Origin of the sequence: Deinococcus aestuarii, assembly GCF_018863415.1 — a bacterium.
GTDB classification, from domain to species: Bacteria; Deinococcota; Deinococci; order Deinococcales; family Deinococcaceae; genus Deinococcus; species Deinococcus aestuarii.
This window is the reverse complement of the sequence record NZ_JAHKSN010000026.1, coordinates 59,382-72,734: the sequence shown is the minus strand read 5'-3', so window position 1 is coordinate 72,734 and position 13,353 is coordinate 59,382. Positions and strand designations below refer to the sequence as shown.

The 13,353-nt window shown below is 69.6% G+C and carries 13 protein-coding genes, 1 pseudogene and 1 riboswitch; of the genes and pseudogenes, 8 read left to right on the top strand and 6 right to left on the bottom strand.

Translation table 11 applies throughout. The features are described 5' to 3' along the window. The first annotated feature begins 271 nt into the window (after positions 1-271). On the top strand, positions 272-1,018 hold the full coding sequence (locus IC605_RS21695) for a phosphodiester glycosidase family protein (RefSeq protein ID WP_216328890.1): 747 nt from the start codon (positions 272-274) through the stop codon (positions 1,016-1,018). Between the two features lie 19 nt (positions 1,019-1,037). Here IC605_RS21695 and IC605_RS21690 read toward each other — a convergent pair whose 3' ends face one another. Continuing rightward, positions 1,038-3,206 carry a DUF937 domain-containing protein gene (locus IC605_RS21690; RefSeq protein WP_216328888.1) on the bottom strand — a complete coding sequence of 723 codons (2,169 nt, stop codon included), beginning with the start codon at positions 3,204-3,206 and terminating at the stop codon, positions 1,038-1,040. Positions 3,207-3,437: 231 nt separating this feature from the next. Here IC605_RS21690 and IC605_RS21685 point away from each other — a divergent pair, with 231 nt between their 5' ends. From IC605_RS21685 to IC605_RS21675, 3 genes are read left to right on the top strand one after another with little or no spacing between them, the layout of a single operon-like run. Next, a complete protein-coding gene (locus IC605_RS21685; RefSeq protein ID WP_216328886.1) occupies positions 3,438-3,812 on the top strand; it encodes a RidA family protein in 375 nt (124 codons plus the stop codon). Further along, positions 3,809-4,633: an SDR family NAD(P)-dependent oxidoreductase gene (locus tag IC605_RS21680; protein WP_216328884.1), complete on the top strand. Its 825-nt coding sequence runs from the start codon at positions 3,809-3,811 to the stop codon at positions 4,631-4,633. Before IC605_RS21685 ends, IC605_RS21680 begins: the two co-directional genes overlap by 4 nt. After that, on the top strand, positions 4,630-5,613 hold the full coding sequence (locus IC605_RS21675; RefSeq protein ID WP_216328882.1) for an aldo/keto reductase: 984 nt from the start codon (positions 4,630-4,632) through the stop codon (positions 5,611-5,613). Before IC605_RS21680 ends, IC605_RS21675 begins: the two co-directional genes overlap by 4 nt. A 52-nt stretch (positions 5,614-5,665) precedes the next feature. Here IC605_RS21675 and IC605_RS21670 read toward each other — a convergent pair whose 3' ends face one another. Together IC605_RS21670 and IC605_RS21665 are read right to left on the bottom strand one after the other, a co-directional pair. Beyond that, on the bottom strand, positions 5,666-5,860 hold the full coding sequence (locus IC605_RS21670) for a hypothetical protein (protein WP_216328879.1): 195 nt from the start codon (positions 5,858-5,860) through the stop codon (positions 5,666-5,668). A 135-nt stretch (positions 5,861-5,995) separates the two neighbouring features. Beyond that, positions 5,996-6,712 (bottom strand): HepT-like ribonuclease domain-containing protein, encoded by a 717-nt coding sequence (locus IC605_RS21665; RefSeq protein ID WP_216328877.1) that lies wholly within the window; start codon positions 6,710-6,712, stop codon positions 5,996-5,998. Between the two features lie 96 nt (positions 6,713-6,808). Between IC605_RS21665 and IC605_RS21660 the strand changes: the two genes are divergently transcribed. From IC605_RS21660 to IC605_RS24885, 3 genes and pseudogenes are all read left to right on the top strand, one after another. Next, positions 6,809-7,192 carry a 4'-phosphopantetheinyl transferase superfamily protein gene (locus tag IC605_RS21660; RefSeq protein WP_216328875.1) on the top strand — a complete coding sequence of 128 codons (384 nt, stop codon included), beginning with the start codon at positions 6,809-6,811 and terminating at the stop codon, positions 7,190-7,192. A 50-nt stretch (positions 7,193-7,242) separates the two neighbouring features. Continuing rightward, positions 7,243-8,472 (top strand): annotated as a pseudogene (locus IC605_RS25625) (ImmA/IrrE family metallo-endopeptidase); the annotation flags it as partial. A gap of 267 nt (positions 8,473-8,739) precedes the next feature. Beyond that, a complete protein-coding gene (locus IC605_RS24885) occupies positions 8,740-9,219 on the top strand; it encodes a hypothetical protein (protein WP_246581153.1) in 480 nt (159 codons plus the stop codon). A gap of 30 nt (positions 9,220-9,249) precedes the next feature. Here IC605_RS24885 and IC605_RS21650 read toward each other — a convergent pair whose 3' ends face one another. From IC605_RS21650 to IC605_RS21640, 3 genes are read right to left on the bottom strand one after another with little or no spacing between them, the layout of a single operon-like run. Then, complete coding sequence (locus tag IC605_RS21650; RefSeq protein ID WP_216328857.1) at positions 9,250-10,845, bottom strand: MDR family MFS transporter; 1,596 nt, start codon at positions 10,843-10,845, stop codon at positions 9,250-9,252. After that, a complete protein-coding gene (locus tag IC605_RS21645; protein WP_216328856.1) occupies positions 10,842-11,312 on the bottom strand; it encodes a MarR family winged helix-turn-helix transcriptional regulator in 471 nt (156 codons plus the stop codon). The genes IC605_RS21650 and IC605_RS21645 overlap by 4 nt, the downstream gene beginning before the upstream one ends. Before the next feature lie 50 nt (positions 11,313-11,362). Further along, positions 11,363-11,824 (bottom strand): NUDIX domain-containing protein, encoded by a 462-nt coding sequence (locus IC605_RS21640; RefSeq protein WP_216328854.1) that lies wholly within the window; start codon positions 11,822-11,824, stop codon positions 11,363-11,365. A gap of 39 nt (positions 11,825-11,863) precedes the next feature. Further along, positions 11,864-11,976, top strand: a riboswitch (TPP riboswitch). Between the two features lie 53 nt (positions 11,977-12,029). Here IC605_RS21640 and IC605_RS21635 point away from each other — a divergent pair. Then, the gene (locus tag IC605_RS21635) at positions 12,030-13,061 is read left to right on the top strand and encodes a thiamine ABC transporter substrate-binding protein (RefSeq protein ID WP_216328852.1); all 1,032 of its coding nucleotides are present in this window, start codon (positions 12,030-12,032) and stop codon (positions 13,059-13,061) included. Positions 13,062-13,353 lie beyond the last annotated feature (292 nt).

Below are 13,353 nucleotides of genomic sequence, written 5' to 3'. Positions count from 1 at the left end.
GTTCTCTTGACCGTCTCGTCTCTCAGCGCTGGCCTCTCGGCCCGCACCGGACGTTGCATTCTCGCTCACACCTTCGCTTGTCATGCGGCTCGCCTCAACCGAGGCTCAGAAAAGATACAGGGCCATCCCCCCTTTGTCAACTCCCCCGGCCGCGCGGGACCGGGGGCAGTCCCCTGCCGTGCCGAACAGGCTGAGGACAGCCGCCGGGACGGATGTTCAACGCGCTTCCGATCACACCGACCTCATGGCGGGCGGGCATCATCGGCGGGGTATGTCACCCCTCTCCTCGCTCCGTTTGCTGACTTCTCTGCTCCTCGCCTTCCCGCTGACGGCCTGTTCCAAGGCGCGGGGACTGACGGTCGAGCACGTCACGGCCGGAGGAAGGCTGTACACGGTGGCGGTGGTCGATCTGACGCGGGACACGCTGCGGCTGCACTGGAGGAATCCGGCCGACGGCGAGCCCTACCGCACCTTCGAGCGGGTGCGCGGGCAGTTGGACCGGGAGGGAAAGCGGATGCTGTTCGCCACGAACAGCGGAATCTATGCGCCGGGCCTGCGCCCGCTGGGGCTGCACGTCGAGGGCGGGCGGACACTGGTGGGCCTGAACGGTGCGCGCTCAGGCGGGAATTTCGCGCTGCTGCCCAACGGCGTCTTCTGGGTGAGGGGCGAGCGGGCGGGCGTCACGGAGACCGGGGCCTACCGCCGCCTGAACGTCTCGCCGACCTATGCCACCCAGTCGGGGCCGCTGCTCGTGCAGGGCGGCCGCCTGCATCCCGCCTTCAACCGGGAAGGCACCAGCTTCAGGGTCCGCAGCGGCGTGGGGGTCTGCCGGGACGGCCGGGTGCGGTTCGTGGTGAGCGCGGGGCCGGTGAACTTCCACACCTTCGCGCTGCTGTTCCGGGACACGCTGGGGTGTCCGGACGCGCTGTATCTGGACGGCAGCATCAGCGCCTACGAGGCGCCGGGCACCGACACCCAGCTCGCGGACTTCGCGGGTATCTGGACCGTGAGCCGCTGAGTGGACGTCTGGAGACCCGTCACGGCTGCACGAGAAGACGGACGACGCTGAGGGCCTCGGCACCGGGACGGCCGAGCGGGCGGACCTCATAGGTGACCGCTCCGGCACCGGGCCGACTCTGGTAGCTCCAGCCGCAGGTCGGGTCGAGGGAGATGTCGCGGCTGCCCACGACGCGGCCCGCGCGGCGGACGGTCACCCGGTAGCCCTCGCCCTGGCCGACTCCGCCGAAGCGAAAGGGCGCGCGAACGGTCTGTCCGTCGGTGATGCTCAGGGTGTACTCGCGGTCGCAACTCCCGGTGGGCGACAGCGAGCTGAAGGTTTCCACCGTCACCGCCACCCGGCCGAGTTCGGTCGAGTCTGGCGCGTACACGGCGTAGGTGTGGGGGCCCGGGCTGGGACTGGGGACGTTCAGGCTCCAGTTTCCGTCGACCCCCACCGTCACGTTGCCCAGGCTGGTGTCGTCCTCGACGATCTGAAGGCTCTCCCCGGGGAGTCCGCGCCCCCTCAGGGTGAAGCGGCCCGGGGGCAACTGCGCGCCCGGCGCGGGCTCGGCGATGTCGAAGGCCTCGCTCGGCAGGGCGGCGGGACCGGCGGCAGCAGGGGGCTCCGGGTCCGCCCCTGAACCGGCGGTTCCGGGGTCGTCTGCGTTCCCGGCGGTCACGTTGACCCTCAGCTCCGGGCTGGCGGCGCCGTCCCCCCCGCGCACGGTGTAGGCGTGCTCACCCAGGGTCGGGGTGGGGAGCGTGACCCGCCACGCGCCGTCCTGACCGACCCGGGTGGACGCGACCTCCAGGCCGCCGTCCTCGACCGTCAGGGTGTCGCCGGGGCGGCCCAGGCCACGCAGGGTGAGGTCGGCGAGGGGAACGTCGGACCCCGGCGTGGGACTGCTCACGGTGACGCCCTCGCCCGCGGCCCGGGCCGCCCCGAGGGCAGGGGCCCGCGCGGGTTGGGAAAACAGGAGGTAGCCGCCCCCGCCCAGCGTGAGCAACAGGAGCGGGAACAGCCACCAGGGCACGCCCCGGCGGCGCCGGGCAGGGACGACCGGCCGGGGCCGGGGGGGCACGGTCACTGGAGCCGGGACAGGTTCCGGAGAAACGGCGACCACCCCCGACCCGGCCTCCAGCAGGGCCCCGAGACCCGGGGGGCCCGCCGGGAGGAGGCCGGGGAGGTGGGGGTCCAGCTCCCCGAGGAGGGCGCTCAGGCGCCGCGCGTCGAGGCCTCCCGCCCGGGCGCGGTGGATGAGCAGGCCGAGCGCGAGGGGGGTGAGCAGGGCGAGCAGCCTCCCGGCGCTCTCGCCCGAGCCGCCGAGGGCGGACCCCAGGCGGCCCTTCACCCCGTCGATGTTGCCGAACAGCGGCCCGAGCAGCCCACGGCCCTGCCCCTCGATCTGGGCAACCCGGGCAGGATCGTCGAGCAGGTGGGGATTGAGGTTCCCGTCCGCGTCCACGAGCCGCTCGAAGTCGCCGCTGCGGCCCAGGAACACGCCCGCCGCCGCCTCGCTGCGGCCCTTGCGGGCGAGGGCCCCCAGGACGACGGGCAGCGCGGCCTGTCCGGCGCGGGCGGCCGAGGCGCCGCCAAACCCCGCCAGCGTGCCGAGGCGCACCGCCACGTCCCCTCCCAACTGGGCCCGCACTCCCTCCAACAGGTCGTGGGCACGGAGGCCTGGCCGCGTGGTCCCCCCGGGGGCGGGGTCCTCGGGCGGTGGGGAAACGCCCGCTGCGGCGGAGATCACGGTGCGGGCGGGGCCGGGGACAGGCTCTCCCTCGGCCCGCTCACCCGACAGGCCGCGCCCCCCGGAGAGACTCAGCACGAGGGGCAGCGTCAGGAACAGCAGGTGTTCAACGCGCGCCGGGTCGGCCGTGCCCGTCACCCGCCGGGCGATGGCGGCCGCCCCGGGGCCGAGCAGGGCCGGGCCGAGAAGCTGTCCGGCGCGCAAGAGGGCCTGCGCTCCCCCGGGACCGCCAAGTGCCGCCTCGACGCCGGCGAAGCGGGGCAGGTTCTGGACGGCCTCGGCGATCTGGCGCTCGCCCCCGGGGGTGCGGGCCTGCTCGGCGAGCGCGGCGCGCAGCAGGGGCAGGCCCTCCCGCAGGACGCGCCCAGCCTCGGCCTCCCCGAGTCCGGCCTCCCGCCCGAGCCGCCCGGCCGCCGCCGGGCCGAGTTCCACTTGCCACTCCTCCGACACGTCCATTCCACCTCCTGAGAAGTTCTCCGGCCCCCCCCGCTTTCCTCCACCCTACGCGCCGTGAGCCCCGCCCGTGTCCACAACTCCAGTCAATCCTGCCGGACGACCGGGAACGGCCGGAGGAGAGCGGGCGCTTCGCATGGCCGGGTCCTCATTTCACCGCTCCCGACGGGCACCCTCGCGCCGCCCGGCCCGGGCCCCGGCGGGACGGGTCGCCCCGACTGCTACCCTCCCCCCATGAGGCGGAACATCGGCGGCTCCTCGCCCTGGGAGGCGGTGGTCGGCTCCTCGCGCGCCGTGCGGGTCGGGAACGTCGTCCATGTCGCGGGCACGACCGCCACCGTGGACGGCGAGGTCGTGTCCGTCGGGGACGCCTACGGGCAGACCCGGGCGGCGCCGGAGATCGTCGCCTGGGCGCTTCGGGAGGCCGAGGCAGGGCTGGAACACGTCGTCCGCACCCGGATGTTCGTGACCGACATCGGCCGGTGGGAGGCGGTCGGCCGGGCGCACGGGGAGGTCTTCGGGACCATCCGCCCCGCCGCGAGCCTGGTGCAGGGGGCGGCGCTGATCGACCCCCGGCACCTCGTCGAGATCGAGGCGGAGGGCGCATGAGGGTGAGGTTCGACGGGCGGGTGGTGCTGGTCACGGGCGCGGGGCGCGGGCTGGGTGAGGCGTACGCGCGCCTGATCGCCCGTCTGGGAGGCACGGTGGTCGTTCACGATGCGGGCGTTGAGCGGGACGGTGCGGGCGGCGACCCCGCCCCGGCACGGGCTGTGGCGGACGCCATCACCCGGGCGGGTGGACAGGCCGTAGCGGACGACGTGAACCTGAACACCCGCCCGGGCTGCGAGGGCCTGGTCGAACGCACGGTCGAGCGGTTCGGACGGCTGGACGCCCTGATCCACAACGCCGGGATCGTCCGCTACGGCCCGATTACCGCGACCACCCCCGAGGAGTGGGAGGCCATGCGGTTGGTGAACATCGATGCCCCGTATTGGTTGTGCCGCGCCGCCTGGCCCCACATGCGGTCGCGCGGCTACGGACGTCTGGTGCTGACGGCCAGCGGGTACGGACTGAACGCCTCCGCGGGCTCTGACGTCACCGCCTACGGGGTTGGCAAGGCAGCGCAGTTCGGGCTGATGAACGGCCTGGCCGGAGAGGGGGCGAACTCCGGCATCCGCACCAACGCCGTCGCTCCCGTGGCTGGAACCCGCATCTTTCGTGACCGCGCCCGTGCCCCAAGCCTTCCGGTGGAAAACGTCGCCGCTGCCGTCGCCCTCCTCGCCTCGGAAGCCTGCCCCTGGAATGCGCGGGTCCTCAGCGCCGACGGTGGACGGTATCGTCTCGGCGGGTTCTCCCACGAACGGGAAGTGCACCTGGACGGCACCCCTGACCCCGAGGATGTTCTCGTGGCATTGGAGGGCACACCATGACCACCTCCACCCTGCCCGCCCGCATTCTGGGTGGGGCGCCGCCTGACGTGACCCGCCTGGGCCTCGGCCTCGCCGCGCTGGGGCGGCCCGGATACATCAACCTGGGGCACGGGGAGGACGTGGGCGCGGGCAAGGACATGGCGGCGATGCGCGAGCGGGCCTGGACCGTCCTCGACGCGGCGTGGGCGGCGGGCGTGCGGTATTTCGACGCGGCACGCAGCTACGGGGAGGCCGAGTCGTTCCTGGGCGGCTGGCTGCGCGAGCGGGGGCACGGGGCCGCCGTGGGCAGCAAGTGGGGCTACACCTACACGGCGGGCTGGCGCACGGACGCCGAGACGCACGAGGTCAAGGACCACACGCTCGCCACCCTGGAGCGGCAGTGGCCCGAGACCCGGGCCGCCTTGGGCCGCCGCCCCGACGTGTACCTGATCCACTCGGCGACCCTGGAGACGGGCGTGCTGGAAGATGAGCGTGTGCTCGCCCGGCTCGCCGAGCTGGCAGGAGCGGGCGTGCGGGTGGGCCTGAGCACAAGCGGCCCCGCGCAGGCCGAGACCCTGCGGCGGGCGCTGGAAGTCCGGGTGGACGGCGTGAACCCCCTGAGCGTGGTGCAGGCGACCTGGAACCTCCTCGAACCCTCGGCGGAGGGGGCGCTCGGGGAGGCCCACGCGGCGGGCTGGGGCGTGGTCGTCAAGGAGGGGGTGGCGAACGGGCGCCTGACCTCACGGGGCGAGGTCCCGCCCGCCCTCTCGGCAATCTGCGCCGACCTGAATGCGACGCCGGACGCCGTGGCCCTCGCCGCCGTCCTCGCGCAGCCCTGGGCCGACGTGGTGCTCAGCGGGGCGACGACCGCCAAACACCTGCACAGCAACCTGCGGGCCCATCCCCTCCGCCTCACCCCCGGGCACCTGGACGCCCTGCGCGGCCTCGCCCGGATCCCGGCCCACTACTGGCGGGAACGGTCGGCGCTGCCGTGGACGTGAGGGCCCGCCTGCCGGGGCAAAAGGGCGGAGGGTGAACGGGGGGACGCGGCGATCAGGCGATCAGCCGGATGCCCTGCGGAGCAGTCCTCTCCATCAGCAGGAGAGACCCGGCGCTGCCACGGGCGAGGCGACCCGCCGCGTGGAGGGCACGCAGGGTCGGCAGGTGGTAGAGTTCGCCGTCCTCTCCGCGTTCCATGTCGTTGGGGTCGAACGCGGCGAGCTTGAGCCCTCTTCCCGGTTCATCCATACGCCCTCCCGGCGCTCCCCGATAATGAGGAGCGTCCTTACCCTTCCTGAAGTATTGCCCCGTCGTCTTTCCAACATCTGACGGGAGGTCTGAACCCCGGTCCAGGGCTGCCACACGAGGACTCACCCGGCCCGGCTAGCGCCCCCGGCCCCCGGCCTCCTCGCCGTCGGCCAGGGCTTGCAGGGCGGGGCGCAGCGCCGGGAGGTCCACCCGCGCCGTGTGCCACACGAGGGCGTGGTCGATGCCGAAGTAGTCGTGGGCGACGAGGTTCCGCACGTCGCGCAGGAGAGCCCAGGGCACCTCGGGGTGGGTGTCCTGCACCGCCTGGGGGATGAACTTGGTCGTCTCACCCAGCCGCGCGAGGTTGTGCAGCACGGCGTCGCGGGTGCGCTCGTCGGCGCGGAAGGTGGTCAGGGTGTGCCCGTCCGCGCAGGCGGTGATCCGGTCCACGGCGTCCAGCAGGTCGAAGACCCGCCAGCGCCAGCGTTTGGGGCGGTGGGAGGGACGGGGAAGCGGCCCGGAGCCGAGCACGTCCACGGCGTCCTCCAGAATCTCGCCGCGCAGGGGGGGCCTCAGGGCGCCCTCGGTCATCACGTCCACCCGGCGGCGCAGGAGGTCCTCGAAGACCGCCCGGGCGCGCATCAGGTCGAGCAGGCCCACGGCCCGGCCCGGCGCGAAGTCCACGAGCAGGTCGATGTCGGACGCCTCTCCCGCCTCCCCCCGCGCCACCGAGCCGAAGACCCGCACCCGCGTGACGCCCACCGCGCGCCACTGCGCCTGGGCCTCTCGCAGGACCCCGGCGACGGTCGGCAGGCGCAGGTCGGGGAAAAGGGGCGCGGGGGAAGGGGGCATCGCGGACAGGATAGGGGGTCGGGCCCGGGGTGGAAGGACCCACCCGGCGGAGGTGTTCGTCCGTGCCCCGCCGCGCCGTGTCACCATACTTCCCGGATGATCGTCGCCATCGGACACGACCTGATCGAGATCGAGCGGATCCGGGGCCTGCTGCGCCGCGAGGGAGACCGGGCGCTCAAACTCTTCGCCCCCGCCGAACTCGCCTACTGCGCCCGGCTCGCCGACCCCGCCCCCAGTTTCGCGGCCCGCTTCGCCGCCAAGGAGGCCTTCCAGAAGGTGTGGCCGCGTCCCCACGGCTGGCGCGACGTGTGGGTCGAGCGGGGGCGCACGCCGGACGGCCTCTTCCCCTTCGCCCCGCCCGTGCTGGGCTTTTGCCCCGAGATCGCGCGCGAGATGGAGGCGCGCGGCTGGGTCGCCCACCTGACGCTTACCCACACCAAGGAGCACGCCTCGGCGGTCGTGGTGCTGGAGGTGCGGTGACTTGACTTCTGCCGCGACCACATAAGTCATTGCAGTGATAAACTAGAACTATGAACTCAACACTCAAAGGAGATCAATTTGAGGAACGAGTATTCGATGATTTGAGATCGCTTATTGAGAACAACGAGTTCTATATTAGAAAAGAGTTTTGTAAAATATATAGGAAGAAAAAATACTACTCTAGAGTTAGGGGAACCGATATAGAATTTGACGTCTCAATCGAGGTGTTTCTCCCAGGCATAGATACCTGCTCAATACTAATTCTTATTGAGTGTAAGAATTATGGTCATTCCATCCCAGTGGATGACATTGAGGAATTTATAAACAAGGTGGGGCAGGTTTCAGGACACAATATCAAAGGCATTTTCGCCACAGCCTCCGCCCTCCAATCAGGAGCAAGAAAAGTAGCTGAACATTATAAGCTTGGACATATAAGATATTTCTCTGAAGCCAATTTTAAATGGGAACTTCCTCGAACACCCTCAGGCGCTTTGGTGACATCTCTGTCCCCACGGGAAATTGCCCATGCCATTGTATCCGATGAATACGAGAGTCGAGTTTTCGACTATTTCATGTGGTCTGCATCAGGATATACCAACTCAATATTCCAATTCTTCAAAGAGCTAATCGTAGGTCAAGGCGATCTTTCGGAACAACTTTTGCACATCACGCACCCAAAAAGCATCAACAATGTGCCTTTTTTAAGCAAGTCAGACCTCGAAGGTTTAGCGACAACATTTCTTACCGAAGCTGGATATAAGGAAGGGAGGGTAATCCTTAATAATCTACACAAAAGCCTTTCAATACTTAAACACACACGGGTTCAGAGAGGATGTAGCAGACCAGATGGCCTTCGGTATGAAGGTTTCCTAGCTCGTGCAGACTTTCAAAGATTTACTACCGAGGTATATTCACAAGAACACGAGAATATAAAACGGGAGCGCTTTACGGTAGCTCATGAATTTGCACACTTCCTGCTGGGACACAATCAATATATGCATCGAGAGATGTGTGAAGAGCAGGACTTTTTATTGAGTTCACCAATAGGCCCCATCTCTGACATAGCCAGAATGGAATTTCAGGCGAACCATCTAGCAAGCTGCATACTTATGCCCAGCGAAAACTTTTACTACAGTTTCCTAACCCTCGCTCGTCGGCACCGTCTTTACCGTAGTGGAAAGGCAATACTTTACGTCGATCGACAGGGGTGCAACCTACAGCTTTTTAAAACTGTTACTAGTATACTTGCCCGCAATTTTGAAGTGACACGCCGCATGGTTGCTATTCGTCTGGGGGGAATGGGATTACTTAAAGACGATCGGCAACTTAACTCGCTGCCCCTTACCGAGCTACTTGGCGATGTTAGAAGGTTTTGCACACTACTGATGCAGGCTTCTCCAAAAGTTTCCTGCGATCGGCGCCGGAGAAGACGAACAAGGAACGGGCTCCAACGACGAGGACGGCGTGGCGGTCGTGATCGAACGGTTAACGGACCAATCGTCGGCAGGCTGACACCACGGCTGAGCGCCCGGCTCCTACGCTTGGGCATGAAGCCCTGGTTACTGCTGGCCGCGCTGCTGGTCTGGGCGCCTCCCCCCGCCTCCGCGCAGACCACGCTGCCCCCGGTTTCGGCGCCGAGCACGCCCGCCGAGCGGGAAGCCCTCACGCGGGGCCGGGCCCTCGTCGCCGACTTCTACGCCCTGCGCGTCGAACGGCTCTGGGAGGCCTTCACGGGGGAGGCCAGGGCGCAGTGGGGCAGCCTGGACGCCTTCCGGGCCTTCCGCGAGGCGGGCGCGCGGACCTACGGGGCCGAGCGTCAGGTGATGGCCGAGCGGACCTTCAGCGAGGGCGGGGTGACCTACTACGTCCGCAGCGCCACCTTCGAGCACGACCCCCGGACGGTCTGGGCCGTCGTCCTCGGCTTCGACGCGGTGGGCCGGGTGGGCCTTTTTGGCATCGCCGCCCAGGGCGAGCAGACGCCGGACCGCCTCGCGTCCCTCCCGGGAAACGCGAAAGACGCCCCCTGAGCAAGGAGGCGTCCTGTTTCCGGAGGGGACTCAGTCCGTGGCGGGCGCGGCGCCCTCGCGGCGGGGGGCGGCGGTCTTCCCGGCGAGGGGCCGCTCGGGCAGCGCGAGCGTGACGAGGAAGGCGAGCCCGACGAGCACGCCCGCGATCAGGAAGACGTGGCCGATGGCGTCTGCCATGACGCCCCGCAGCGCCCCCAGGACGGGGCCGAACAGCTCCGGGGAACCGAGCCGCGCCAGGGCCTCCTGAAGCCGCGCGGTCGCCTCCGGGCTGGTGAGGAGGTTGGGGCTGGCGATGGCCTCCTGAAGGGGCGCGGGGAGCGTCCGGGCCTGGGCGGGCAGCCGGGCGCCGAGGTTCTCCGCGAGCTGCGCGTTCACGAGCGCCCCGAAGAGGCTGACGCTCAGGGTGCCGCCGATCTGCCGGAAGAACTGGTTGCCGCCCGTGGCGCTCCCGAGCTGCCGGGGTGGCGCGGCGTTTTGCACCGCGAGCGTGAGCTGGCTGTTGACCGGCCCCAGCCCGACGCCGAGCAGCACCATCAGCCCGACGGCGATCCACAGGGGCGTGGTCGTCCCCAGCGTCGAACTCAGGATGAGGGCCACCGTGGCGACGAGCGCGCCGCCGAGGATCAGCCCCTTGTAGCGCCCGGTGCGGCTCACGATCTGCCCGCTGAGGGTGCTCGTCACGATCATGCCGAACATCAGGGGGGCCAGCGCCAGGCCGCTGCCGCTGGCGGACGAGGCCTTGACCCCCTGCATGTAGAGCGGGAGGTACAGCACCGCCGCGAACATCCCCGCGCTCGTCAGGAAGCCCGCCAATGAGGCGAGGGCGATGGCCGGGTCACGCAAGAGCCGCAGGTCGAGGATGGGCCGCTCCTGCGCCCGGCTGTGCTGGCCGTACCACAGGCCGAGGACGACCGTCGCCGCGAGCAGACCCAGGATGCGCGGGCTGTTCCAGGCGTACGTGCCCCCGCCCCACGACAGCGCGAGCGTGAGGGTGGTCACCGCCCCGCCGAGGAGCAGCGCCCCCAGCGCGTCGAAATGCCCCTTCGCGCCGGGCGCGGGCAGCCGGAAGAAGCGCCAGATGAAAAACGCCGCGAGCACCGCGAAGGGCAGGTTCACGAAGAACACGCTGCGCCACCCCAGGTGGTCGGTCAGGAACCCGCCGACAAGCGGCCCCACCACGCTGCTCACGCCCCAGACGGCGCCGGTGTACCCCTGGTAGCGCCCGCGCTCAGCCGGGGTGAAGAGGTCCGCGATGGCCGTGAAGCTCATCGCCATCAGCGTGCCGCCGCCGATCCCCTGGAGGGCGCGCAGGGCGATGAGCTGCCCCATGTTCTGCGCGAGGCCCAGCAGCACGCTCCCCAGGGCGAAGACGGCGATGCCCGCGAGCAGCAGCGGGCGCCGCCCGTAGCGGTCGCTCACCGTGCCGACGATGGGAATGGTGATCGTGGTGGAGAGGGAATACGCGGTAAAGGCCCAGGCGTACAGGTGAAAGCCGCCCAGGTCGCTGATCACGCGCGGCATGGCGCTGCCCACCACCGTGAGGTTGAGGCTGCTGAGAAACAGCACGGTCAGGATGCCCACGAAGGCGAGCGTCTTCTGGCGGTCGGAGAGCTGGAGCGCGTTCACGCCAGGGCCTCCCGCGCGCTCGGGGCGGGCTTCAGGTCGGCCTCCAGCGCCTTCAGGGCGGCCAGGGCGGCGCCGACGTGTTCGGCGGGGAGGGCGCCGAAATGCGCGTCCACGATGTCCTGGGCGGTCGCGCGGGTGCGTCCGCGCGTGGCCTCGCCCTGGGGGGTCAGGCGAAGCCGCTGCCGCCGCAGGTCGCCGGGGTCCGTGACCCGCTCCACCAGCCCCTGCCCGACGAGTTTCGTCACGATCCGCGTGACGGTCGGCGCGGGCAGCTTCTGGCGGGCCGCGACCGTGCCCGGCGTGTCGGCCCCGTCCATGACGGCCGCCAGCACGAGAAGTTCCTTGGTGTTCAGCCCGAGGGCCGCTTCGAGCGGCTCGTCGAGCGCGGACAGGAAGCGCCGCGACAGCCGCAGGGTCAGCCGCACAAGGTCGTACAGCTCGGATGGAGAGGAGAATGCTTCGTTCATTCCAAACGGAATTATTCCAGATGAAAGGACCGGGCGCCATTCATCCCCCGTTACCCCTTGGGAAACACACGCAGCCCCTCCGGGCCGTCGAGTTGCTCGGAGAGCCAGGCACCCCGGAGATGGGCGGTGAGGACGCCGGGCAACCACGGCAGGCTGTCGGCGGGCAGGGCGTCCGGCGGGAACCAGCCGATCTCGGAGGTCTTTTCCAGGGGGGTCGGTTCTCCCTCCCACACGTCGGCCAGGAAGAGGAAGTCCACCCCCTGCACGGGGCCGTGGAGCCCCCGCACGTCGTAGCGGCTGACCCCGAGTGTTCGGAGGGCGCCCGGCTCCACCCGCACCCCCACCTCTTCCCAGACTTCCCGGACGGCCGCCTGGGCCAGACCCTCGCCCGGTTCCACGGCGCCGCCGGGAAGGTTCCACAGCCCGTCTGCAAAGGTCGTCCCCGAGCGCCGCCCCAGCAGCACCCGTCCCGAGGAGTCGCGTACGACCAGCCAGACGATGAGATGGGTCATGCCTCAGCCTAGAGCCCGGCGCCGTGCGCTATCCTCCCCTTGCGTCACCGGGGGTGCCCATGCGCCGTGCCAACAGGCCGGGCAGGGCTGAGAGAGACCCCAGGAACCTGATCCGGGTCATACCGGCGGAGGGAGCGTGATGCGCGGGCCCAAATTCAGGAGCCCGTGTGCCCCTGCCCCTTCCTGACGCGAGGGGGAATGTTCGATGCGGAACCTGCTGCTGTTCACCGCGCTCGCCCTGGGCGCCCAGGCCACGGCCCAGACCACGCTGACCGTGATCACCCACGACTCCTTCGACGTGGACAAGAAACTCGTCGCGGCCTTCGAGAAAGCGAACAATGCCCGCGTGCGCTTCGTGAGGGGCGGGGACGCGGGCGAACTTCTGGGCCGCCTGATCCTCACCCGCCGCGCCCCTGTCGCCGACGTGGTGTACGGGCTGGACAACACCTTGCTGCCCCGCGCCCGTCAGGCCGGGCTTCTCGACGCCTACCGCTCCCCGGCCCTCGTCCGGGTGCCCGCCGCCTACCGCCTCGACGATGCGGGACTCCTGAATACCGTGGATTACGGCGTCGTGGCCCTGAACTACGACCGGGCCGCCTTCGCCAGGACGGGTCTGCCCCTGCCGAAAACGCTCGACGACCTCAAAAAGCCCGAATACGCCCGCCTGACCGCCCTGTCCTCCCCGGCGACGAGCAGCCCCGGCCTCGCCTTCCTGCTCGCCACCGTCAACCACTTCGGTGAGGCGGGGGCCTGGGCGTGGTGGCGCGAGGCCAGGGCGAACGGCCTGAGGGTCACGCGCGGCTGGTCGGACGCCTACAACAAGGACTTCACCCGCAACGGGGGCCGCTTCCCCATCGTCCTGAGCTACGCGAGCAGCCCCGCCGCCGAGGTGTACTACGCGGACGGCTACAACCCCGCCAGACTTCCCGCCCAGTCTCCCACCGCGAACCTCTTCCTGCCCGGCAGCACCTTCTTGCAACTCGAGGGCGTCGGCGTCCTGAGGGGCGCCAAGCAACCCGCCCTCGCCCGCAAGTTCGTGGACTTCATGCTCTCGAACCCCGTGCAGGCCGACCTCCCCACGCGGATGTGGATCTATCCCGCCGTGATGGGCACGAGGCTCGACCCGGTGTTCAAGTTCGCCGCGCAGCCGGACGTGACCCCGGTGGCGGCGAGCGTGACCGCCAACCCGCAACGGTTGGTAGACGCCTGGGTGACGAACGTGCTGCGGGCGCGGTGAGGGGCGTGGGGGGGCGCTTCGGTTGGCCCCCTCCCAGCCTCCCCCCTTGTGGGGGAGGGGCAAAAAGATGGGGTGATGGCTGGAAAGGGGCGGTAGCGCGGGTCACACGCCCCCTCACCCCGGCCCTCTCCCACGAGGGGAGAGGGAGAAAAGAAGCTGAAGCTGTTGCTCTTTCAAACCGTCAATCGGGACGCCCGATGAGTACCTGTGACTGAACGCCCCTGGCCCACCACCACGTCGGCTCGCGCAGCGAGACGGTGGGCACGCCGATGGGACGCGACAAGATCAGACC